Origin of the sequence: Selenomonas sp. AE3005 (genome assembly GCF_000686945.1) — a bacterium.
Taxonomy (GTDB): Bacteria; Bacillota; Negativicutes; order Selenomonadales; family Selenomonadaceae; genus Selenomonas_A.
Genome location: NZ_JMME01000007.1, coordinates 129,818 through 151,408, shown reverse-complemented (window position 1 = coordinate 151,408; position 21,591 = coordinate 129,818). Strand labels below are relative to the sequence as shown.

Genomic DNA, 21,591 nt, shown 5'->3' with positions numbered 1-21,591 from the left:
GACCGGGATATTATGTGTGCTGTAACTTTGCGCCGTATGTGGTAAATATGATTTTTAACTTCCCCTGCGCGGCTTAAATGTCCGCAGGGGAAGTTTTTTGTGGGGCAGGTCAGCAGGAAACAGGGGGTTGTGGTAAACATATATACTTGCATAATGTAAATCTTTTAGGTAAAATGTGTATGTAAGTTAATTTCTTTACGAAAATGTAGGACAGGGAGAGGGTTGTGTAATGATTATCGGTAGTATGGATACGCTAGACGAAAATCATGTAGATTATCCGGAAATCATTCAAAAGGCCTTGGACTATTTGCGGGATACGGATTTCACCAAAGTTGCTGATGGCAGATATCCTATTGCAGGGGATAAATGCTTTGCCAATGTGCAGCGCTATAATACTCGTCCCGAGGCGGATTGTAAGCCTGAAACCCATGTAAAGTATGTGGATATTCAATACATGGTGGATGGCGAGGAGTTTATGGGATGGTGTCCCTATAGCCCGGATTTGGAGCCGCTGGCTCCTTATGATGCAGAAAAGGATGTTACCTTTTATAAGGCTTTAGTTCCCGATAGCAGCATTGTGCTGTCTCCGGGGTGTTTTGCCGTGCTTTATCCTGAGGACGTACACAGACCTCAGGCGGCGGTTAATGACATACCCAGCCCGGTAATTAAAGTTGTGGTCAAAGTGGCCGTTGATAGTTTGTGATATACAGGCATAGGGACTCATGTGCGAGCAGAGTCTCTATGCCTGTTTGTCTATATTTAAGCTTTATGTATTTCTATCTATGTTTGGAGGAAAAGAACATTCATGACTGTTAGAAGAATTTTCGTAGAAAAACGGCAGGGATATTTTGATACCCCGGCAAGACAGCTGTGCAGTGACTTGAAGGAAACCTTCCAGCTGGACGAATTGAAAGCTGTGCGCGTCATTCGTCGCTACGATATTGAAGGCCTCAGCGACGAGGAATTCAATGCGGTGAGAAATATCGTTTTTTCTGAGCCGCCGGTAGATATTGTCTACGAAGAAAAACTTCCAAAGTTTCCTAACTCCCGAATGTTTGCGGTGGAGTACCTGCCGGGACAGTACGACCAGACAGCTGACTCAGCTGCGCAGTGTGTACAGCTCGTGACACAGAAGGAACGGCCGGAAATTCGCGTGGCCAAGGTCATTGTAATCGTAGGTGACATTGACCTGGAAACCTTTGACAAAATTAAGGACTACTGTATCAACAAAGTAGAAAGCCGTGAGGCAGCGCTCACCAAACCGGAAACGCTGACCATGGAATACGAGGAACCACCTAAGGTGGAAGTCCTGAAAGATTTTAACAGTCTCGACGCCGAAAGTTTGCAGGACTTTTGGAAGAAACGTGGCTTTGCCATGAGCCTGGCTGATTTGGCTTACTGTCAGATTTATTTCCGCGATACGGAAAAACGTCCGCCGACGATTACGGAGCTCCGGGTTATTGATACTTACTGGTCTGACCATTGCCGTCATACCACTTTTACTACGGCTATTGACGAAGTGCAGATAGAGAATGGCTACTATACGCCGGCTATTGCCAAGGCTTATACGAAGTATCTTAACGACCGGGATATGCTCTATGTCGGGGAAAACCGCGATGTGACATTGATGGATATTGCTGTCATCGGCATGAAAGCCCTGCGCCGTCAGGGAAAACTGAACGATTTGGACAAGTCCGAGGAAATAAATGCCTGCAGTATTGTGGTGGAGGCCGATATTGACGGCAAACCGGAAGAATGGCTGGTGATGTTCAAGAACGAAACGCATAACCATCCGACGGAAATCGAGCCGTTTGGTGGGGCCGCTACCTGTCTGGGCGGTGCTATCCGTGACCCGCTGTCCGGCCGTTCCTATGTATATCAGGCTATGCGTGTGACCGGCGCTGCTGACCCCCGCCGTCCGGTGAAGGATACCCTGCCGGGCAAACTGCCGCAGAAGAAAATCACGCTGGGTGCTGCTGCCGGTTATAGTGCTTATGGCAACCAGATTGGTCTGGCCACAGGACAGGTACGGGAAGTTTACCATGAGGGCTATATGGCCAAGCGCATGGAAATTGGTGCCGTCATTGCAGCTGCGCCTAAGGAAAATGTCGTGCGCGAAAAGCCCCTGCCCGGGGATATCATTGTCCTGGTTGGCGGCCGTACCGGCCGTGATGGCTGCGGCGGGGCAACGGGTTCTTCCAAGGAACATACGGAAGAATCACTTACGAGCTGCGGTGCTGAGGTACAGAAGGGCAACCCTCCGACGGAACGCAAGATTCAGCGCCTGTTCCGCAATCCCGAAGTCAGCCGTATGATTAAGCGCTGCAATGACTTTGGCGCCGGCGGTGTGGCCGTAGCCATTGGCGAACTGGCGCCGGGCCTGGTCATCAATCTGGACGCTGTGAAGAAAAAATACAAGGGCCTTGATGGTACGGAACTGGCTATTTCCGAGTCGCAGGAACGTATGGCTGTCGTTATCCGTCCCGAGAATCTGGCTAAATTTGCCGCCCTGGCTGACGCGGAAAATCTGGAGGCCACCAAGGTGGCGGAAGTTACCGTGGAATCCCGGCTGGTGATGAAGTGGCGCGGGGAAACCATTGTGGAAATGAGCCGTGATTTCCTCGATACCAACGGTGTGCGCCAGCATGTAAAGGCCAAAATTGTAAATCCCGATGAGAACGCCCGTTATCTGCGGCAGATTCCGGCCCGCGTAGAGGCTTGTGGTAATGATTTGGAAAAGGCCTGGCTGGAAAATCTCAAAGATTTGAACGTCTGCAGTCAAAAGGGACTGGCTGAGCGGTTTGACTCGACCATTGGCGGCAATACGGTACTGCTGCCGTTCGGCGGCCGCAAGCAGCTGACTCCGGCTGAAGGTATGGTAGCCAAGCTGCCGGTGGAGGGTGCTGAAACCACGACGGCTACGGCTATGACTTTTGGTCTTAATCCGGCTTTGACGGAATGGAGCCCGTTCCATGGTGCGCTCTATGCCGTGGTGGAGGCAGCGGCGAAAATGGTAGCCGTAGGCGGCCGGGCAGAAAAAATCCGCCTGACCTTCCAGGAATATTTTGAAAGCCTGGGCAAGGACGAAAAGAAATGGGGTAAGCCGTTTGCTGCCTTGCTCGGGGCCCTGTGGGCGCAGCATGAACTCGAAATTCCGGCCATCGGCGGCAAGGACTCCATGTCCGGTACCTTTGAAAACATTCATGTACCGCCGACACTAGCAGCTTTTGCGGTCACCACACTGAAGGCCGGCGACGCCATTTCTCCGGAATTTAAATATCCCGGCAATAAGGTTTATCTGCTGCCGGTAGTTAAGGACGCGCAGGACCTGCCGGACTTCGGCAAACTTCGTGCCAAGTGGTCGCTGGTCAGCGACCTCGTGGAAAAACACCGCGTCTTTGCTATTCAGAGTGTGGGTATCGGCGGTGTGGCTGCTGCTGTGGCGAAAATGACGCTGGGCAACGGCATTGGCTTTAAGTTTACTCAGCCGCAGCGCAAAGAACAGCTGTTCACGCCGGAATATGGGGCACTGCTGTTGGAAGTGTCCGATTCTGAGGCGCTGAAGGCCAAGCTGCATGAGGCCGGCTTTACGGAGCTGGGTGAAACCACGGCCGGCCCCAGTGTGGTCTGCGATGAAACGGTAATCATGCTGGCAGATATCGAGGCAGCTTTTACGCAGCCGCTGGAAAGCATCTTCCCCACGAAGATTAAGCAGTCAGATAAAGAAAAGGCTGTCAGCACGCTGTACACCAAGGGAAATGGCATCAGATCCAGAACCAGCATTGCCCGTCCCAAGGTCTTTATACCTGTATTCCCGGGTACGAACTGTGAATACGATTCTGTCCGGGCATGGGAACGGGCCGGCGCTGAGGCCAGCACCCTGGTGGTGAGAAACCTGACACCTAGTGCGGTTGAAGAATCAGTTGAGGCTTTGGTTAAGGGCATTAGTCAGGCCCAGATTGTCATGCTGCCCGGCGGATTCAGCGGTGGTGACGAACCGGACGGTTCCGGTAAGTTCATTGCGGCTATGCTGCGCAATCCCCGGATTAAGGAGCAGATACACAAGCTGCTCAATAAACGCGATGGCCTGATGCTCGGAATCTGCAATGGTTTCCAGGCACTTATCAAGCTCGGGCTGGTTCCTTACGGGGAGATTCGCGATTTGGTGGACAGCTCGCCGACTTTGACGTATAATAATATAGGCCGGCATGTCTCCTGCATGGTACAGACCAAGGTGGTATCAAATCTTTCGCCCTGGTTCAACAATGTCAGTGTAGGTGATGTGCATACTATAGCGGTTTCTCATGGTGAGGGCCGGTTTGTAGCGGATAAAGAGATACTTGCCCGTATGAGGGTACGGGGGCAGATTGCGACACAGTATGTAGATGATAGCGGCAATCCAGCCACGCAGATTCCCTTTAATCCCAATGGCTCTGTTTGGGCCGTGGAGGGCATAACCAGTCCGGATGGCCGTGTACTGGGTAAGATGGGGCATTCGGAACGTACCGGACGCGATGTATCGCGGAACGTTCCCGGAGAAAAAGACCAACAGCTCTTTGCCGCTGGTGTTGCGTATTATAAATGATAAAATAGCATAATGGGGGCGGTCGGATTTATCTGACCGCTTTTCCATGTGAGGAGGGAGTTGCTTTGGTAGGGATTGTTGTGGTATCCCATAATGCCAAATTGGCGGAAGGAATCAAGGAAATGGCCGAAATGATGGCCAACGGTGTGCAGATTGCCGTGGCCGGCGGTCTGGATAACGGTATCATGGGCACGAGCTATGAAAAAATAAGCAAGGCTGTGGAATTTGTCTGTGGCCGTGACGGTGCTGTGGTAATCATGGATATGGGCAGTGCCATTATGACCACGGAACTGGTGCTGGAAAACCTCAAGGACGATGAGGTGAAAATGGCGGATTGTCCGCTGCTGGAAGGTACGATGCGTGCTGCTGTCGTGGCCGCCAGCGGAGCCAGCCTGGCCGAGGTGGTAGCTGCGGCCGAGGAAACGCGCGGACAAAAGAAACTGTCGTGACTTAGGTTACGGAGGAGGCTTGACAGGTCAGCTATAATTTTTATATGAATAGCCGTGACCAAGGAGGCTGATGATTATCAAATTTACTGAACTGACCAAGAAAGACAAGCCGCTTTTAGATAAATACTATCGCGCCGCTTACTACGAAAATTCCCACTTTAACTTTACCAATCTGTTTATGTGGCGTAAACCGTACAATGTACAGTACTGTGAGGATGAGGATATTCTCTACATGACCTGCAGCTGGGAAGGGCAGGTTTTTGCCATGCAGCCCTTATGTGAGCCGGAGCGCTGGGACCAGGCGGTTCAGCGCCTGCAGGCGCATTTTGCCGAGGCCGGTCAGGTGCTGTCATTTACGGGCATTGAAAAATCTTTCGCCCAGTTTTTAGAGGCCTATCCTGCGGGAAAATTTTCCCTGGAGGAGGATAGGGATAATTTTGATTATGTTTATCTGGCCGATAAACTCATCACGTTAGCCGGCCGGAAACTGCATTCCAAAAAAAATCATTTAAATGCTTTTCGCAAGCTCTATCCGCAGGCTGAGTACCTTAGCATAACGCCGGAACTTTTGCCGGCCTGCCGGGAAGAACTGGAAAAATGGTATGATGCGCATATCGAGGCCATGCCCGATTCACCTTTTATCAAGTGGGAACGGGACGCGATTTTGGAGCTGTTTGCCGACTGGGATTATTTTAAGCTGCAGGGCGGCGCGCTGCGCCTCGATGGGCGGATTATCGCGTTCACTTTCGGTGAACAGCTTAATACTGACACCGTGGTTGTGCATGTGGAAAAAGCCGACCCCAATATCCGGGGGGCATATCCGGCCATCAATCAGAGCTTTGTGGCCAACTGCTGGGCCGGCATGACCTATATCAACCGTGAGGAGGATATGGGCGAACCGGGACTGCGGAAAGCCAAGGAGTCGTATAAGCCGGAAAAAATGATTGCGAAGTATAACGCTGTTTGGCAGGGTTAAAAATTTTCTTGACAGTGTCAGGAAAAAGGCATATTCTAAAAGTGAACTAATTTTATTATTAGCTTTACTCATTTTGGCGAATCGCGCGGCGGTTCGCTATTTTTTCGTCTTTTTCTTGACTTCACGTCCAATCATAGTACAATTATTTTATGTATGTTAGGACGTGTTGATTAAATCAGAAAGCGGCAGGTGAACACATTCTTTGCAGCAGGCATTAGAAAGACAGATATTTTTTCAGGATAATCATGAGGCCTTTGCTTTACTCGGCGAGGGCGATGAATTTTTACAGGTATTCCGCAGCGAATTTGACTGCCAGTTTGTCAGTCGGGGCGACCGTATGGAAATTCTGGGGGAAGGTGCCCAGGTAGAGGCGGCGGCCAAGGTGATGGAGGAACTTTTATACCTGCACCGGCAGGGAACGGCTATCACCATGCACGAAGTGCGTTATGGCATTGGTCTGGTCAAAGGCGGTAAAGGGGAGGCCCTGCACACCCTGTTTGGGGATACGATTCTCGTAACTGCCCGGGGGCGGCATGTACGCCCCAAGACACTGGGACAGCGGCGTTACCTTGATACCATTCGCCACAATGCCATTACCTTTGGCATTGGCCCGGCCGGTACCGGCAAGACATATCTGGCGGTGGTCATGGCCGTAGCAGCCCTGCGCAACCGTGAGGTGCGCAAGATTATCCTCACTCGTCCGGCGGTAGAGGCCGGGGAGCGGCTGGGCTTTTTGCCCGGGGATTTGCAGGATAAGGTTGACCCGTACCTGCGTCCGCTTTATGATGCCCTGCAGGATATTTTAGGTCAGGATACCTACACGAAATTCATGGCCAAGGGCTTTATTGAGATTGCGCCGCTGGCCTATATGCGCGGCCGTACGCTCGAAGATGCTTTTATCATTCTGGATGAGGCACAAAACACCACCGATAAGCAGATGAAGATGTTTTTGACACGGCTGGGCTTTGGCTCACGCATGGTCATCACCGGCGACCTTGGGCAGGTTGACCTGCCGCGGGGCGTGACTTCGGGGCTCAGGGAGGCGGCCAAGGTGCTGGAAAATGTCAAAGGTGTGGGCATTGTGCGCCTGGCACCGCTGGACGTAATCCGCCATGAGGTCGTTACCCGTATTGTAGAGGCCTATGGTGCTTACGAGGAAAAGCGTAAACAGGAAAAGAAGAAACAGGAAGAACAGCATGGAAATCATCATCAGTAACGAACCGGAAAATTTAGTTGTGCCGCAGGAATACATCGATAATATCCGTACGGCCATTGAAACCGTAGGAAAGCTCTATGGTGTGGAAAACAGTGAAGTCAGCGTAACGCTTACGGACAATGAACATATTCATGTGATAAACCGTGAGTACCGCGGTGTGGACAGGCCTACCGACGTTATTTCCTTTGCCTTCAATGAAAGTGAGGAGCCGGAAGTGGTGGGCGGCAGCGAAGTCAATATGCTCGGGGATTTGATTATTTCCCTGGAACGGGCCGAGGAACAGGCTGCAGATTACGGACACAGCGTGCGCCGCGAAGTGGCCTTTTTGACAGTACACGGCATGCTGCATTTGCTCGGTTATGACCACATGGAAGACGAAGAACGGGAAGAAATGGAAACGGAGCAGCGTTTTGTAATGGATAAATTAGGCATTAGCCGCGACTAAGGAAAAGAGGCAGACATGGAGCAGAAAATGAAATCGGGATTTATCGCCGTAATTGGCCGGCCTAATGTGGGGAAATCCACGTTAATCAATGCCCTTATCGGGCAGAAAATCGCCATTATGAGTGATAAGCCCCAGACGACGCGCAATCGTATTTTGTGCATACTCACGCAGCCGGACGCCCAGATTGTCTTTTTGGATACGCCGGGCATTCACAAGCCCAAGCATAAACTGGGCGAGTACATGGTCAAGGCCGCTGAAGGCACTTTGAAGGAAGTGGACGCGATTTTCTTTGTGGTTGACGCCACGGAGAAGATGGGCCCTGGCGAGCATTACATTTTGGAGCGCCTGCAGGCCACCAAACGTCCGGTTATTCTCGTAGTAAACAAGCTCGACCTGATTGAGAAGGAACGGGCGCTGCCGATTATTTCCGGCTACACGGAAAAATATAACTTTGCCGGGGTGGTGCCCATCTCTGCCAAGGAAGAAATGAATCTGGACAGCCTGCTGACCGAGGCCAAGAAATACCTGCCGGAAGGGCCGCAGTATTATCCGGAAGATATGGTCACCGACCAGCCGGAACGTCTTATCGTGGCTGAACTCATTCGTGAGAAGGCTTTGCATCTGACGCGTGATGAAATTCCCCATGCCATTGCTGTGGACGTGGACGAAATGACAACCCGTGCCAATGATGACGTCTATATCCGGGCGACCATCTATGTGGAACGCGATTCACAAAAGGGCATTGTCATCGGGGCGAAAGGTGCCATGCTTAAGGAAATTGGCGCCCTGGCTCGTCAGGATATTCAAAACCTGCTGGGTTCCAAGGTATTCCTTGACCTTTGGGTAAAGGTGAAAAAGGATTGGCGTGACCGTGACGGCATTCTGCGCAATTTGGGTTTTGGTGACGAGCGATGAAGGAAAGCCTGTCTAAGCGTTTGTCCCGGCGGTTTATCAACGGCCTGATTCTTTGGGTGCCGCTGGCTATTACCTGCTTTGTGGTACTGGAAACGCTGCATTTTACTGAGGGCGTACTGGGCAAGCACCTGCCGTTTTATTTCCCGGGCATGGGCATTATCACCCTGCTGCTGATTATTTACTTTACAGGCTGGGCCTCTACGTACTGGGCCGGCCGGCGGCTTATCAATATCGGGGAAACGCTGCTGGGAAAAATTCCGGTGGTGAAGTTTATCTATAACAGTGTCAAGCATTTGTCCACGGCGGTATTTGAGTCGAATAACATGTTTGACCAGGTGGTGCTGGTGCCGTTTCATCAGTCGCAGGCTTTGGGCTTTATCATGGCCGATGTACCGCAGGCCTTCAAGGACAAACTGGGGGACGATTACGTCTGCGTCTTTGTGCCCTGGAGTCTTAATATGACCTCCGGCACTAACCTCTTTGTGAAAAAGAGCGATGTGACCTATCTGGATATCAGCAGTGAATCGGCACTGCAGTACATGCTGACAGCCGGTGCGGTTATGCCTAAGCGTATCAGTGATATGCCGGTAGAGGGAGAGAAGAAGTAATGGCCAGCTATCAGACCGCCGCGGTGGTGTTGGGCTCCAAAAACTGGGGCGAGGCCGATAAGATGGTGACGCTCTTTACGTATGACCGCGGCCTTATAGAGGCCGCGGCTTTTGGCTGCCGCCGTCCCCGCAGTCCGCTGGCGGCCGGTATGCAGATGTTTTCGAGCATTGAGGTACAGCTTTCCGAAGGCAAACGGGTGGACACTGTACGGCAGTGTACTTTGAAGAAACATTATAAAAAGCTGACTGAGGATTTGGAAGTCATGGCCTATGGCAGTTTCGTGGCCGAATTTTTGCGCGAGTTTTTGCCGCCGGGACAGGCCGAGCCGCAGATGTTTGCGCAGCTGCTCTATATTCTCGATTCCTTTGAAGTACGCAATCCGCGGGTGACGGCACTTATGGCCGTGATTCAGCTGCTCGAATTCACCGGTATGCAGCTGCATTTCGAGCACTGCCTGCACTGTGGTGCATCGATTGACGGGGAGGCGTATTTGAGTTTCAGTGCCGGCGGCATTTGCTGTGCTGACTGCCGCGAGCCCGGGGCGGTGCCCTTGACTGACAACCTGCGCCGTTTTATTCTGGAATTGCGTGACTACGACTGGGAAAAGCCGTCAGAGCTCCGCATAACAGGGGCGCTCCTCATGCAGGCGGAAAATTTGTTTTTGACATACTTGCAGAATCTGTTGGGCAAGCCCTTGAAATCACTGGCTTTTATTCAACAGTTATGAATGAACCGGACGGGAAACCGTCCGGCTTTTTCGTATGTCTGGCCGGCAGGTATTTTACCAGGAGGCATGGTGGCAGTCATGTGATTCAGACTTGTTGTTCTTGACGGAACTATTTTATTTTGGTAGTCTAAGAAAAGTCGTGATTTGTATTGTTGAGTAAAAATGCAGCAGGAGGTGTGGTAAGTTTGGCTAAGATTCGTGACGTAGCGAAGGAGGCAGGGGTATCTGTAGGTACGGTTTCCATGGTGCTTAATCATGCCGATTACGGGTCGCCGGCAATTCGGGAAAAGGTACAGAAGGCCGTAAAAAAACTGCAGTATGTACCCAGTGAAATGGCCCGCAGTTTATCGCTTAAACGTACGATGACGGTAGGGATTATTGTTCCGACAGTGGCACATCCGTTTTTCGCTGAACTCGTGGAAGGGTTGGAAGAATCGCTGTACCGGCTGGGGTATAAGACAATGCTTTGCTGTACCCGGCAAAAGAAAAATGCGGAGCATGTCTTTATTGAAATGCTGCAGCGGCAGAATATGGACGGTATTATCATGGGGGCGCATTCGCTCGACACGTCCATCTATGAGGGGTTGAAACAGCCGGTGCTGGCTTTTGACCGTTACTTAAGCCCGGATATTCCGGTGGTACATGCTGACCATATGCTGGGGGGCAGACTGGCGGCGCAGGCGTTTTTGCAGCATAACTGTCAGCATATCGTGGAAATTTCCGGTTCGCAGAAGGTCAAGACACCGGCCGGTGAATATCATCAGGCGTTCAATGAAGTTATGCAGGCGCACGGCGTGCGTACTGATATCGTATCCCTGCCTTGGAATGCGTTTGGATTTAAGGAGTCGCTGGAACTGGCAGAAAAAATCTTTGCCGAATACAGCGATGTGGACGGCATACTCGGTTCTGATGTATCGGTGTCCAGCTGTTTGGAAGTGGCTGTGCGGCGCGGCATAAAGGTGCCGGAGCAGCTGAAGTTAGTGGCTTATGATGGCACGTTTATTACCCAGAACGGCATTTGCCGGCTTACGGCTGTGCGTCAGCCGATTTTTGAGCTGGCTGAAACGGCAGCCCAAAAGATTGTCGCGATGATAAATGGTCAGCAGGATAATCTGCCGCTGGTATTGCCGCCGTCATTGCTGCCCGGGGAAACCTGCTGAGGTGCAGGCAGCCCCGTTGCGGCGGCAAAACACAGCTATTGTCAAAATTGTCGGAATTAAATCATTAAAAAATATATTATAAACCCATTGACAACCGACTTAAATGAGTCTAAAATACTTTTTGAACCGGTTCAATGAACCGGTTCAAAAAGAGCAAGTAAGACAATCTTGACGAAACAAGGGAGCGCATGTCTATGAAAAAGCCTATACCAATCACGAATGAGAGATACCGTCTGGGGTACCATTTGATGACGCCAGGTGGCTGGATGAATGACCCGAATGGTTTTTCTTTCTTCAAAGGCTGGTATCATATATTTTATCAGTATTATCCGTATGCAGCCCAGTGGGGCCCCATGCATTGGGGACATGCCCGCAGCCGTGATTTGATTCACTGGGAAACCCTGCCGGCAGCCTTAGAACCGGACGAAAATGAGAACGGCTGTTTCTCCGGCAGTGCGGTGGTTTATGATGATAAGCTCTGGCTGATTTACACAGGCCATCATACACCGAATGCTGTTGACCCGGAAGATTTCTATCAGGACCAGAGAGTGGCCTGGAGTGAGGACGGCATTAACTTCACGAAGTACGGTGCTAATCCGGTATTAAAGACACCGGCAGGCAATACGAAACACTTCCGTGACCCGAAAGTCTGGCAGGAAGGCGATACCTTCTACATGGTGCTGGGCAGTCAGGATATTGACGGCCTCGGCCGGGCGCTGATTTACAGCTCCAAGGATTTACTGCACTGGGAACTGGCAACGGAACTGAGCAAGGCCAAGACAAAGGAAACGGAAGGTTACATGTGGGAATGTCCCGATTTCTTCCATCTGGACGGCAAGGATATCCTGCTGATGTCTCCGCAGGGGCTGGAGGCAGACGGCGACAGGTTCCGTAATCTGAATCAGACGGGTTACCTGCTGGGCAATGTTGAGGATAATAAGCTGCAGCATGATGGCTTTGTGGAAATTGATAACGGGCATGACTTCTATGCGACACAGACGATGTTGACGCCGGACGGCCGGCGCGTTATGATTGCCTGGATGAATGCCTGGGATTCGCCCATGCCGGAAATTGAAGATGGCTGGGCCGGAGCACTGACGCTGCCGCGTGAGCTGTCAGTAAAAGATGGCCGGGTGCTGCAGAAGCCAATCAGGGAACTTACGGGACTGCGGCAGGATGTGCTGGTCGACGGGGCACTGGAGGCTGACCGTGATTACAAGCTGGGCCGGCTGGCAGAGTTGGAACTGGCCTTCACGGAAAAGGCCGAAGGCGTACTGCTCCTGCTGACCGATGGCGACAAGAGCCTGCAGCTGAGCCTCGAGCCCGGCGGACGTTTCGTGATAAACCGCAACACGAAAGATGGCGAACGCGCAGCGGTATTACGCAGCGGTGAACCGTTGAAACTGCAAATCTTCATCGACAGAAGTTCGGCGGAAATATTTGTGGCTGACGGGGAACTGACGTTTACCGAACGCATTTACTGGGAAAATGATGTAAACTGCCGCCTGCTGGCTAAGGCTGCTAATCAGGCCAAAGCTTGGCGGTTGGAGAGCGAAAGTAATCAGTATTGATTTGGAGAAACCTGAAGGGGACGATAATCATGCAAAATATTTTTTCGAAAGCTTTACGTAATCCGTTTTATCGGACGGGTTCACTGGAAATTCTCTTATTCTTTGCCGGCTGGGGGATTTGGTGGTCTTTCTTCCAGATTTGGCTGACGACCAAACAGGGCTTTTCGGGAGCTCAGGTCGGCACGATTTACACGTTTGGTTCGGCCGTAGCGCTGGTACTGATGTTTGTCTACGGTTCGCTGCAGGATAAGCTCGGATTGAAAAAACACCTGCTGATTGCCATGGTTGGCTGTCAGGTGCTGCTGGCACCATTCTTTACATGGGTATATGTACCCATGCTGGAAAGCAACTTCTATGTTGGTGCCATGGTTGGTGCTGTGTATCTGGCAGTGGCATATCTGGCTGCCTGCCCGGTGTTTGAGGCGGTGACGGAAAGACTCAGCCGCCGCTATAGTTTCGAATATGGACAGGCCCGGGCCTGGGGTTCCTTTGGTTATGCAATGTCGGCTCTGGCCGCAGGTTTCCTCTTTACTATCAATCCGTATCTGGTGTTCTGGACCGGCTCGGCTGTGTCGGCAGTTCTCTTGGCAGTGCTGCTGCTCATGAAACCGGAGAATAAGGAAGAAAATATCGCTGCCTATGAGAACAGCGAGGAACGCAATAAGGCGGTTAAATCTCCCTCCCTTAAGGAAATCATTCAGGTTTTTGGTATCTTTGATGTTTGGAAAATCATTATCTTTGTTATCTTAAGCTGGACGTTCTACACCGTATTTGACCAGCAGATGTTCCCCGAATTCTTCACGCGTTTCTTTGCTACCCCGGAAGAGGGACAGCAGGCTTATGGTATCCTGAACTCTGTACAGGTATTCCTGGAATTCCTGATGATGGGCCTGGTGCCGGTGCTGATGAAAAAAATCGGCGTGCGCAATGCTTTACTCTTGGGCTGCCTCATTATGATCTGCCGTATTGGCGGCTGCGGCCTGGCCTCGACTCCGCTCGGAATTGGCTTGATTAAACTTCTGCATGCACCGGAAACGGCACTCTTTGTACTGGCAATCTTCCGTTATTTCACCTTGCACTTTGATACGCGTGTATCGGCCACCCTGTATATGGTTGGTTTCCAGATTGCGGCCTCTGTGGGCGGTATCATCTTCTCTGTACCGCTGGGCAGCCTGCGTGACAGCATCGGTTATCAGAGCACGTTCCTGACGATTGCCGGGATTGTTCTGGTGGCTACGCTGTATGCATTCTGCATTCTGAAAAAAGATGACCGTGATGTAGAAGGTCAGCCACTGGAGGCATAAAAGTTTGATGGTACAGGAAACGTCACTGAAATGTTGCAGGAAAGTGACGTTTCCCTTTTTGGAGGGTGAAAGCATAATGAAGAAGAATCTGCTTATGGGCGGCCTGCTGCCGGCCTTGGTATTAGGCTCATGCGGCGTGGCCGGGGCACAGCCGGCGGCCATGGATACGCTGACGGCGATAGAACAGAATCCGGAGACCGTAAATCAGGCAAAGGCCGCCAATGAACCTGTAACCCAGGAATCTTTGCAGGAGATGCGTCGCCAGCTGGAGGAGCAGCTGCAGCAGGCGCAGGAACTGCAAAATAGACTCAACGCCCAGCTGGGCAGCTTGGAAAAGCGCATGAAAAAGGTGGAGAAAAGAAGCTGGGAACCGCAAGTAGATATTCACGGATATGGGCGTCTCAGATGGGACAAGCATAATTTTTCTGACTTCAATGGCACGGATAGAAAATCTGTCTGGCTCAATCTGTTTGTAAATCACCGCATAAATGACCGCTGGTCGCTGCACAGCGAACATGAGTTTGAAAATGACCTTTCCAGCAATACGGGCGCTTACAAAGAGCATGGAAAATCAAGGCCGGTTCTGCAGCTCTACGCACAGGGGCGTGTTGGCGATGTCAATGTTAAGCTGGGGCGCTTCTATCTGCAATCCCCCTATAAGTTCACCTATGATGAAAAGGTAAACGGCTGGCAGGTCAACTATGGCATCCCGACTAAATGGGGGCGGAAGGCAGAGTTTACCCTGAGTTCTGGTGTATCGACCAGCCAGACATTCCACGGAGATACGGAAAACACAAAAAATGTCTGGGATCAGTACTATGAAAATACGCAGATGTTGTCGCTGATGGGCGTAATTCCTGTGGCGAAGAATACGAATATTAGCGCACATTACGGGCGAATGACTATGCGCGACATTCATTTGGAACGCAAAACTTGGTCTATGGGCTTTGATACCAAGCTGAACCGTGATTTGAAGCTGACGGCAGGCATCGCTAAATCTGATTCAGAAACTTTGAATAAGTCGCACTTTATTCAGTTGCAGTACAAAGAAGCTCGCCCGGATGTTCCCGGTTCCTATGATTTTTATATCAAAAAATATCTGCAACGCGGCCATACTGGGATGAGCAATTGGTTTAATGATGATATCGTAGATGTTACTCGTGGTGATGATACCCCGCAGCTCGATGAAAAGAGTAATGGCTTAAACCGCTGGGATTATCGTGCCGGTGAGTTTAACGGCATACGAATTGGTCTTGATTACGTGCCTGTGCGTAATACCAAGCTGTTGCTTCATTATACATACGGTAAGCTGGGAATTTTTGACCCCGATAATCATGGTGGTAACCATGATGGGGAAAAGAAAGATTACAGTTTCCTCCGCACTCAGTTGGAAATGTATTTCTAAGCGGCTTATTATTTGATGAAAGAAGGCAGACATAAAATGAAAAAACAGATTTTGGCCGCCTTGCTGGCCGCTTCCAGTCTTTGCATGGTCAGTTCACAGGCCGGCGCTTATCCGGCGCTTTTCCCCAACTCCGGATACAGCTGGGTGGGCGATACCATGCCGTTTTACGATGGACAGCAGTTCCGTATCTTCTATCTGGAAGATATGCGTGATGGTGATACAGGCTTTCACCCCTGGAGCCTGTGGACAACGAAGGATTTCACGGATTATCACCATGACAGCAAAGTAATTCCCTACGATACCGATAATGAATTTGCCAAGGATTCGGCGCTGGGCACCGGCTCTGTAGTTCAGGATAAAGATGGGATTTACCATGCATTTTACACCGGTTTTAACTGGCGCAGCATGCCGAAAGAAAATATTATGCATGCCGTCAGCCGTGACCTTGTGAGCTGGCAGAAAATACCGGAGGATTCCTTCCAGGGCAGCAAGCCTTACATCTATGATGATACGTTCCGTGACCCGAATGTATTTTACAATGCTGACTATGATGAATACTGGATGCTGATTACGACACGCAATCAAAAGCCCTGCGGCGTAATCGCCCTGTATACCTCCAAGGATCTCAAGCATTGGGAGGACAAGGGTGTATTATTTGAAAACGATATGGGCAGCGATGCCAATATGGAATGTCCGACACTCGTGAAGTATGGCGATTACTGGTATCTGACCTTCTCCGACCAGTGGCCGGCTCGTGTGGTGCATTACCGTATGGCCAAGGATTCCAAGGGGCCGTTTGAGAAACCGGCACAGGATTATTTTGACGCCAGTGGTTTCTATGCCGGCAAACTGGCGCAGGACAAGAATGACCTCTACCTTGTAGGCTGGACGCCGACCAAGTGGGACGGACTCGATAAACGTCCGACGGACTGGGCCGGCAATATGGTAACGCACCAGCTTAAACAGCGTCCGGATGGTACACTTTACCCGGTACCGGTGACCAAGGCGGTAGAACGCCTGCGTAAGGCCGAAAAGTTGACACCGTTGACGCAGAGTGGGAATGTGACCGCCACAGGCTACGATTACCAATTCAGCGGTAAAGGGTATGCCGATGTGGTGATGTCCAAGCTGAGCGGTATCAAGAAAATCACGGGACGCTTTACGCCGTCCGGACAGCAGGGCAAATTCGGCCTGATGTTCAATGTCGGCCCGCAGCAGACCGGCTCGCTCAATCTCGTGTTTGACCAGGCAAAACAGCAGGTAGCTTTCTATAATACGGATACGTCTAAGATAAATAAGGCCAATCCGGAACTGGCTGTCCCTGTCAGCCTCCAGCCGGGAGAAAGCTATAACTTCACTCTGCTGATTGATGATACGGTAGCTGTGCTGTATGTCAATGACCAGATGGCACTCAGCACACGCATGTATGCGCTGCCTGAGCACCAATGGGGTATCTTCTCTGTAGACAGTGATGTTGTGCTGTCGGAACTTAATAGCAGTACATTTTAACTGATTACCGTCAGCAGTATCTCACCTTTGTGGTGAGGTCTGCTGGCGGTATTTTTTTGCGAGTTTTTCCATAATGGCAGGAATAATATGTTCACTATAGAAGAATAAATACATTAGGATAAAATTAGAGTGAATGTACAACGAGTGAGGAGGTAGTGCAGATGTTGGATTCTAAACAGGCAGGTTTTTCCTTGTTGGGGGTGCTCATTGCGGTCATGATTATTGGCATTATGGCCACGATGGCTGTGCCGCGGTTTTCTTCCATGCTGGTGACAGCCAATACGGCCAAGATTCAAAGTGACCTGAATACTTTGGACGCGGCCATTGCGGTGTACCAGCTGGAAAAGGGAACTGTACCCAGCAGTATCGGTGATTTGTCGCCATATATCAGCAATGCGGACAACTTGAAACCGCCTACCGGAAACTGCCGGCTGATAGAGTCGGGAGTGACAGCTATCAAAGCCACGACTTACGCTGTAACGGCTGATACTGCCAGTAAAACCGCTAATGAGGGCGTAAGGGCTACTTGTGACGGACATACGGCGGAGGAATTTGGCAATGGCAAAAATACAACGGCAACTACGCCCTGAGATTCCCGAACGGTTCAGCGGAGCGTTATGGCTGGAACTGCGTGACAGCTGGTGTCTGCTGATGGCAGCAGCTACCTGCCTGCTGCTGACCCTGCCATTGGATAAGTTTTTTCCGGCCTGGCTTTTAGCGGCGGTGCTTGCCTTACTGGCTTTAGGCGACTATCGCTATGGCCTGCTGTATGACTCACTGGTGCTCCTGTTGTTTGTTTTGGGGATAGTGCCCCTGAGTTGTGGTGCAGTAACCTGGCTAGAGGCCGTGGGCGGCAGCTTGCTGGGCGGCGGTCTGCTCTATGCTGTCAGGCAGTTGTCACATGGCGGCCTGGGACTGGGCGATGTAAAACTAATCGCTGCGCTAGGGCCTTGGCTTGGGTGGCAGAATATCATTCTCTGCCTGCTGCTGAGTTCCTGTCTGGGAACTGCCTATGGCCTGTTCAGGCTGCTGCAGGGAAAAATGACCAGGCACACAGCTTTGCCCTTTGGCCCTTTTTTGGCCTTGGGGGCGGTTCTGGCTTTTGTCTGGGGGGACAGCTGCTGGCGTTTTTGGGAGGCGCTATATGTCAGCTTATGGTAAAGGTCAGCAGGGCCTCTTATTGTGGGAATTGACACTGGTGATAATGATTATGGCGGTGCTGGCAGCACTGGCCTTTCCGGGTGTGTTTAAGTTTTACCGGCAGGCGGCGGTGGAGTATGAGGCCGAACATTTGCTGGCCGACATACGCCGGTGCCAGTCACTCAGCCGGGTAAGCGGCAGCAGTGCCTGGAAATACGGGGCTGATAGTTCAGCGGACACCTTTGTGCATTTGGTGCTGGAAAAAGGCCGGTATACTACAATGGCAGGCAATATGCGTACCTTGGAGCGTCATGCCTATCTGGCCGGGGTAAAGGCGGTCAAGGAGGACAATACAACCTACGCCACGCGGGCGGATATTGCTTTTTCCCAGGAAGGGACGCCGCGGAGCGTGGAGTCCATGATGACGATTCTGATTTATTATCAGGGTTATGAGCAGGAAGGGCGGCGGATTATGATTAGCAAGGGCGGACGTATCAGAATGGAGCGTGGTCAACATGGGGGCTGATGAGCAGCGCGGCTATTTTTTGTGGGAAACTTTGCTGCTGACCATGATATTGCTGTTTATGACAGCTGCAGCCGGGCTGTATGTGCAGTCTGTACGCCTGCAAAGTTCCGGGACGGCAACGGCCGCGATGAATTTTCTGGCTGGCACCCAGCTCGCTTATCTGCAGGCGGAACTGGATAAGACGGGCAGCCTGCCGGGTGAAAGCGCGTATCTGGGCCAGGCGGCAGATTTGACACAAAACAGGCTGACATATGAGGTCTATAGCCGGCAGCAGCGGCAGGGCGAAAATGTGCAGGCGGTGGTGTATGTATCCTGGAAGGGGCGTGGCGGAAGTGGCAGCCGGGAATTCAGCCGCTGTTTGGTGCGGCACTAGACAGCAGGCAGGCTTTATCACCCTGGAGGGCCTGGTGGCCGTGCCGTTGCTGACCATGCTGCTCGTGACTATGACGGCGCTGTTTATGTGGAGTTTTAAAACATACTTTACCACTTTGGCAGACGCAGAGCTGGTGCAGGAAGTGCAAATGGCCATGGTCAGGCTGCAGGGGGAGGCAGCTGCTGGGACGGAAATAAAGTCTTTAAACGGCGGCCGGCAGGGTTTTACCCTGCGGCGGAGGACTAATCCCCTGCGCTCTGAAGAGTCAGGGAAGGAGTATTTGGATATCAGCTATTACCTGCATGAAATGACGGGAACCAGCAAGCTGGTTCGGGGTTATAATGACGCACCGCTGACAGGTGACCATGGGCTGGCCAGAGTCACGATTACGGATTTTTCAGCGGTGGCAGATACGGAATATCCGGAAGTGTATAACCTGCATCTGACAGGCAGAAGTGAGGTAACAGGTCATGAGTACACCGTATCGGCAGCTGTGTATATCCATAAGCCGGCAGAGCAGCTGCCTTAGACAGCAGGGGATTGTTTCCTGGGTGGCGCTGTGCTGGCTGCTGATTATGCTGCTGCTCGGACAGGGGCTGTTGTATTATGTCGGGCAGGGGGCACGGCAGGCCGGCGATTTTTCCCGGGAAACGGAACTGCGGTTCCGGGCGGAAAGCGCCGTGGAGGAAAATTATCTGGCCCTGCAAAGACGCAGCGCGGAACTGGACGCCCTGCAGCCCGGGGCGAAAATTTATTTGGGAACTACCGGCAGCAATGAGGAGGCAGTGGCAGGCTATGCCCTGAAGGACAAGGGCCTGATTTATATCATCGCCACGGCCTTTGACCGCCGGACAGAATTTGGGAAAGCGGCGGAGGTACATGTCATGGCTAAAGGCGTGCTGAAAAAGGAGGGGGATAAATATGTTTGGCTGGGCTGGGCGCCTTAAGGCCTTCTTCGTACTGCCTGACCAGGACTATCTGCTGCTTTGTCCCCAGCTGGGTGAAGGCTGGGGCCTGCTCCATCTGGTACGCAGTGAAAATGCTGCAGCTGCTTACGGCTGGATGTTGCAGGAGTGTATTCAGGAGGCGACGGGAGAAAATTTTGCGGAATGGGCAGCTTTGCAAATTTTGCGGCGCGGCTGGCAGCAGATTCCGCAGCTCTATCTGGTGCCCACAAATGAAGTTATCGGCTATGTAGTCAAGCTGCCGCCACAGCTGGGGGCCGGGGAGTGGCAGGAGGCGGCATACTGGGAACTGGACGCCAGTCTGGGGGAACGGGGGCTGGCGGCCGAGTCCTTTGTTGTGCGCAGCCGCTTGGTGCCGGAGAAGGACAACTGCGCCTTTGTGGCTGCCGTCAGGAAGGATTACCTGCAGGAAGTGCAGGCCAATATGGCCGCAGCGGAATTGACACTGGCCGATGTGCTTATCGGCGGCAGCTGGGGCGGACAGCAGCCGGCAGAGGCGGTCTGGCGTTATGCTGCAGGTAAGGCGGACGCAGTAGATAATGCCGCCGTGGCACAGGTCATGCAGGCTTTTGTGGGCTATGCTGATTCGCAGGAAGAACAGCTGCCGGGCTTATGGGGGCGCCGCCGGGAACGCCTGTGCTGGGGCAGGCTGGCCACAGCCTATCTTGCCCTGCTGCTGGTCTGGGGCGGCATGGTGCTGAGTGCCGATATCTATCATTATCAGTCTGCCGTCCGGGAACAGGCTTATTATCAGGCCGAACTGGAGCGGCTGGCTCCCGAGGCGGAGAATATGAACAGCTGGCAGGCCGGACGTAAAAAACTGGCCGTCCGCGAAAAACTGCTGCAAAAGCTGGCCGAGGAAGATACTGCCTGGTATCCGCTGCTGGTCCATTTAGGGCTGAAAACCGCCGAGGGTGTGTATATAACGGCACTGAACAGCGAAAACAACTGCCTGCATATAACCGGCAGGGCTTTGACCTATGACGCCCTGGCAGAATTTATGGCCGGTCTGGAAAGCGACCGGGAGTTTTTCCCTGATGGTGTAACTCTGGAGGAGGCCGGAACCAGGCCGGGAAAGAACGCGCTGCCAAGTCGGGGTATAGACTTCAAATTGCGGATTGAAAAGGGAGAGAAAGCTGATGCTGGAACAGTGGCAGCTAAGACTTAGAAACTATCAATTTACACCAAAGAAAATAGCCGCTGTGGGACTAGGCGGCAGCTTGCTGGCAGGGCTGGGCTTTTATGTGTTTATTCATATTCCCCTGCAGGCAGCAGCTCAGGAAATGCACGGACAGGCTGCAGCCATGGCCGGCAAGGTGACTCAAATTGGCAACTTTAGCAACGCTCATATAAATGACAAGACGTATTTACAGGAATTGGACAAGCGGCAGGCCCTGGTGGACAAGGCCCTGCCAGCACAAATGACGCAGGGGCAGTTCTGGGCCGGGACAGAACGTCTGGCGCAAAACTGCGGGATTCAGCTGCTGGGACTGGCGCCGCAGGGCGTCGAAACTGGCAGGGAATACAGTACGATGGCCGTAAAGGTACACGTCAGCGGCACGTATTATTCCCTGCTGGCCTTCCTGCAGGGACTGCGTGATGGTGAGCGGCTGGTCACCGTGAAAGATATGGCCCTGCAGGCGCAGTCGGGCAAAATTGACGGCACGTTGTGGCTTAATATTTACGCTGTATCTGACAAATAGACAAAAATACTAT

General features: G+C 52.0%; 22 protein-coding genes. All 22 read left to right on the top strand.

The annotated features are described in order from the left end of the window. Nucleotides 1-229: 229 nt before the first annotated feature. Nucleotides 230-703 carry a NanQ anomerase/TabA/YiaL family protein gene (locus DL94_RS0106930; protein WP_028129543.1) on the top strand — a complete coding sequence of 158 codons (474 nt, stop codon included), beginning with the start codon at nucleotides 230-232 and terminating at the stop codon, nucleotides 701-703. A gap of 102 nt (nucleotides 704-805) precedes the next feature. After that, nucleotides 806-4,585 (top strand): phosphoribosylformylglycinamidine synthase, encoded by a 3,780-nt coding sequence (locus DL94_RS0106925; protein ID WP_028129542.1) that lies wholly within the window; start codon nucleotides 806-808, stop codon nucleotides 4,583-4,585. A 65-nt stretch (nucleotides 4,586-4,650) separates the two neighbouring features. Beyond that, nucleotides 4,651-5,034, top strand: a complete 384-nt coding sequence (dhaM, locus tag DL94_RS0106920; protein WP_028129541.1) for a dihydroxyacetone kinase phosphoryl donor subunit DhaM — start codon at nucleotides 4,651-4,653, stop codon at nucleotides 5,032-5,034. A gap of 67 nt (nucleotides 5,035-5,101) precedes the next feature. After that, nucleotides 5,102-6,010 carry a DUF2156 domain-containing protein gene (locus tag DL94_RS0106915; protein WP_028129540.1) on the top strand — a complete coding sequence of 303 codons (909 nt, stop codon included), beginning with the start codon at nucleotides 5,102-5,104 and terminating at the stop codon, nucleotides 6,008-6,010. 202 nt (nucleotides 6,011-6,212) lie between these two features. Further along, on the top strand, nucleotides 6,213-7,226 hold the full coding sequence (locus DL94_RS0106910; RefSeq protein WP_028129539.1) for a PhoH family protein: 1,014 nt from the start codon (nucleotides 6,213-6,215) through the stop codon (nucleotides 7,224-7,226). Beyond that, nucleotides 7,207-7,671, top strand: a complete 465-nt coding sequence (ybeY, locus tag DL94_RS0106905) for an rRNA maturation RNase YbeY (RefSeq protein WP_028129538.1) — start codon at nucleotides 7,207-7,209, stop codon at nucleotides 7,669-7,671. The genes DL94_RS0106910 and ybeY overlap by 20 nt, the downstream gene beginning before the upstream one ends. 15 nt (nucleotides 7,672-7,686) lie before the next feature. Then, a complete protein-coding gene (gene era, locus DL94_RS0106900) occupies nucleotides 7,687-8,586 on the top strand; it encodes a GTPase Era (RefSeq protein ID WP_028129537.1) in 900 nt (299 codons plus the stop codon). After that, entirely contained in the window at nucleotides 8,583-9,194 is a 612-nt protein-coding gene (locus DL94_RS16035) for a DUF502 domain-containing protein (protein ID WP_028129536.1), read from the top strand. Before era ends, DL94_RS16035 begins: the two co-directional genes overlap by 4 nt. Continuing rightward, a complete protein-coding gene (recO, locus tag DL94_RS16030; protein ID WP_028129535.1) occupies nucleotides 9,194-9,922 on the top strand; it encodes a DNA repair protein RecO in 729 nt (242 codons plus the stop codon). The genes DL94_RS16035 and recO overlap by 1 nt, the downstream gene beginning before the upstream one ends. A 185-nt stretch (nucleotides 9,923-10,107) precedes the next feature. After that, nucleotides 10,108-11,082 (top strand): LacI family DNA-binding transcriptional regulator, encoded by a 975-nt coding sequence (locus DL94_RS0106885; RefSeq protein WP_028129534.1) that lies wholly within the window; start codon nucleotides 10,108-10,110, stop codon nucleotides 11,080-11,082. A gap of 194 nt (nucleotides 11,083-11,276) precedes the next feature. After that, nucleotides 11,277-12,653 (top strand): glycoside hydrolase family 32 protein, encoded by a 1,377-nt coding sequence (locus tag DL94_RS0106880; protein ID WP_028129533.1) that lies wholly within the window; start codon nucleotides 11,277-11,279, stop codon nucleotides 12,651-12,653. 29 nt (nucleotides 12,654-12,682) lie between these two features. After that, nucleotides 12,683-13,957, top strand: a complete 1,275-nt coding sequence (locus tag DL94_RS0106875) for an oligosaccharide MFS transporter (protein ID WP_028129532.1) — start codon at nucleotides 12,683-12,685, stop codon at nucleotides 13,955-13,957. Nucleotides 13,958-14,033: 76 nt separating this feature from the next. Further along, nucleotides 14,034-15,362, top strand: coding sequence for a hypothetical protein (locus tag DL94_RS0106870; RefSeq protein WP_081798779.1), 1,329 nt, complete (start codon nucleotides 14,034-14,036; stop codon nucleotides 15,360-15,362). 36 nt (nucleotides 15,363-15,398) lie between these two features. Then, nucleotides 15,399-16,871, top strand: a complete 1,473-nt coding sequence (locus DL94_RS14415) for a glycoside hydrolase family 32 protein (protein ID WP_037371472.1) — start codon at nucleotides 15,399-15,401, stop codon at nucleotides 16,869-16,871. 161 nt (nucleotides 16,872-17,032) lie between these two features. Continuing rightward, the gene (locus DL94_RS0106860) at nucleotides 17,033-17,461 is read left to right on the top strand and encodes a type II secretion system protein (protein WP_028129529.1); all 429 of its coding nucleotides are present in this window, start codon (nucleotides 17,033-17,035) and stop codon (nucleotides 17,459-17,461) included. Next, nucleotides 17,430-18,032, top strand: a complete 603-nt coding sequence (locus tag DL94_RS14410; RefSeq protein ID WP_051586354.1) for a prepilin peptidase — start codon at nucleotides 17,430-17,432, stop codon at nucleotides 18,030-18,032. The genes DL94_RS0106860 and DL94_RS14410 overlap by 32 nt, the downstream gene beginning before the upstream one ends. Further along, complete coding sequence (locus tag DL94_RS0106850) at nucleotides 18,016-18,537, top strand: pilus assembly FimT family protein (protein WP_028129528.1); 522 nt, start codon at nucleotides 18,016-18,018, stop codon at nucleotides 18,535-18,537. The genes DL94_RS14410 and DL94_RS0106850 overlap by 17 nt, the downstream gene beginning before the upstream one ends. Further along, nucleotides 18,527-18,910, top strand: a complete 384-nt coding sequence (locus DL94_RS0106845; RefSeq protein WP_028129527.1) for a hypothetical protein — start codon at nucleotides 18,527-18,529, stop codon at nucleotides 18,908-18,910. Before DL94_RS0106850 ends, DL94_RS0106845 begins: the two co-directional genes overlap by 11 nt. After that, nucleotides 18,843-19,439 carry a hypothetical protein gene (locus DL94_RS0106840; protein WP_197020720.1) on the top strand — a complete coding sequence of 199 codons (597 nt, stop codon included), beginning with the start codon at nucleotides 18,843-18,845 and terminating at the stop codon, nucleotides 19,437-19,439. Before DL94_RS0106845 ends, DL94_RS0106840 begins: the two co-directional genes overlap by 68 nt. Next, nucleotides 19,381-19,857 carry a hypothetical protein gene (locus DL94_RS0106835; RefSeq protein ID WP_156031718.1) on the top strand — a complete coding sequence of 159 codons (477 nt, stop codon included), beginning with the start codon at nucleotides 19,381-19,383 and terminating at the stop codon, nucleotides 19,855-19,857. Before DL94_RS0106840 ends, DL94_RS0106835 begins: the two co-directional genes overlap by 59 nt. Beyond that, on the top strand, nucleotides 19,832-21,043 hold the full coding sequence (locus tag DL94_RS0106830; RefSeq protein WP_028129524.1) for a PilN domain-containing protein: 1,212 nt from the start codon (nucleotides 19,832-19,834) through the stop codon (nucleotides 21,041-21,043). The genes DL94_RS0106835 and DL94_RS0106830 overlap by 26 nt, the downstream gene beginning before the upstream one ends. Further along, the gene (gene pilO, locus DL94_RS0106825) at nucleotides 21,015-21,578 is read left to right on the top strand and encodes a type 4a pilus biogenesis protein PilO (protein ID WP_028129523.1); all 564 of its coding nucleotides are present in this window, start codon (nucleotides 21,015-21,017) and stop codon (nucleotides 21,576-21,578) included. Before DL94_RS0106830 ends, pilO begins: the two co-directional genes overlap by 29 nt. Nucleotides 21,579-21,591: the final 13 nt, after the last annotated feature.

What these genes read in the sequence shown, in the direction of transcription:
- DL94_RS0106870 (WP_081798779.1), top strand. Translation starts at nt 14,034, where the DNA reads ATGAAGAAGAATCTGCTTATGGGCGGCCTGCTGCCGGCCTTGGTATTA.
- DL94_RS14415 (WP_037371472.1), top strand. Translation starts at nt 15,399, where the DNA reads ATGAAAAAACAGATTTTGGCCGCCTTGCTGGCCGCTTCCAGTCTTTGC.
- pilO (WP_028129523.1), top strand. Translation starts at nt 21,015, where the DNA reads ATGCTGGAACAGTGGCAGCTAAGACTTAGAAACTATCAATTTACACCA.
- era (WP_028129537.1), top strand. Translation starts at nt 7,687, where the DNA reads ATGGAGCAGAAAATGAAATCGGGATTTATCGCCGTAATTGGCCGGCCT.
- DL94_RS0106860 (WP_028129529.1), top strand. Translation starts at nt 17,033, where the DNA reads ATGTTGGATTCTAAACAGGCAGGTTTTTCCTTGTTGGGGGTGCTCATT.
- DL94_RS14410 (WP_051586354.1), top strand. Translation starts at nt 17,430, where the DNA reads ATGGCAAAAATACAACGGCAACTACGCCCTGAGATTCCCGAACGGTTC.
- DL94_RS0106930 (WP_028129543.1), top strand. Translation starts at nt 230, where the DNA reads ATGATTATCGGTAGTATGGATACGCTAGACGAAAATCATGTAGATTAT.
- DL94_RS0106835 (WP_156031718.1), top strand. Translation starts at nt 19,381, where the DNA reads ATGAGTACACCGTATCGGCAGCTGTGTATATCCATAAGCCGGCAGAGC.
- DL94_RS16035 (WP_028129536.1), top strand. Translation starts at nt 8,583, where the DNA reads ATGAAGGAAAGCCTGTCTAAGCGTTTGTCCCGGCGGTTTATCAACGGC.
- DL94_RS0106875 (WP_028129532.1), top strand. Translation starts at nt 12,683, where the DNA reads ATGCAAAATATTTTTTCGAAAGCTTTACGTAATCCGTTTTATCGGACG.
- DL94_RS0106840 (WP_197020720.1), top strand. Translation starts at nt 18,843, where the DNA reads ATGTATCCTGGAAGGGGCGTGGCGGAAGTGGCAGCCGGGAATTCAGCC.
- ybeY (WP_028129538.1), top strand. Translation starts at nt 7,207, where the DNA reads ATGGAAATCATCATCAGTAACGAACCGGAAAATTTAGTTGTGCCGCAG.
- DL94_RS0106925 (WP_028129542.1), top strand. Translation starts at nt 806, where the DNA reads ATGACTGTTAGAAGAATTTTCGTAGAAAAACGGCAGGGATATTTTGAT.
- DL94_RS0106880 (WP_028129533.1), top strand. Translation starts at nt 11,277, where the DNA reads ATGAAAAAGCCTATACCAATCACGAATGAGAGATACCGTCTGGGGTAC.
- DL94_RS0106830 (WP_028129524.1), top strand. Translation starts at nt 19,832, where the DNA reads ATGTTTGGCTGGGCTGGGCGCCTTAAGGCCTTCTTCGTACTGCCTGAC.
- DL94_RS0106850 (WP_028129528.1), top strand. Translation starts at nt 18,016, where the DNA reads ATGTCAGCTTATGGTAAAGGTCAGCAGGGCCTCTTATTGTGGGAATTG.
- recO (WP_028129535.1), top strand. Translation starts at nt 9,194, where the DNA reads ATGGCCAGCTATCAGACCGCCGCGGTGGTGTTGGGCTCCAAAAACTGG.
- DL94_RS0106845 (WP_028129527.1), top strand. Translation starts at nt 18,527, where the DNA reads ATGGGGGCTGATGAGCAGCGCGGCTATTTTTTGTGGGAAACTTTGCTG.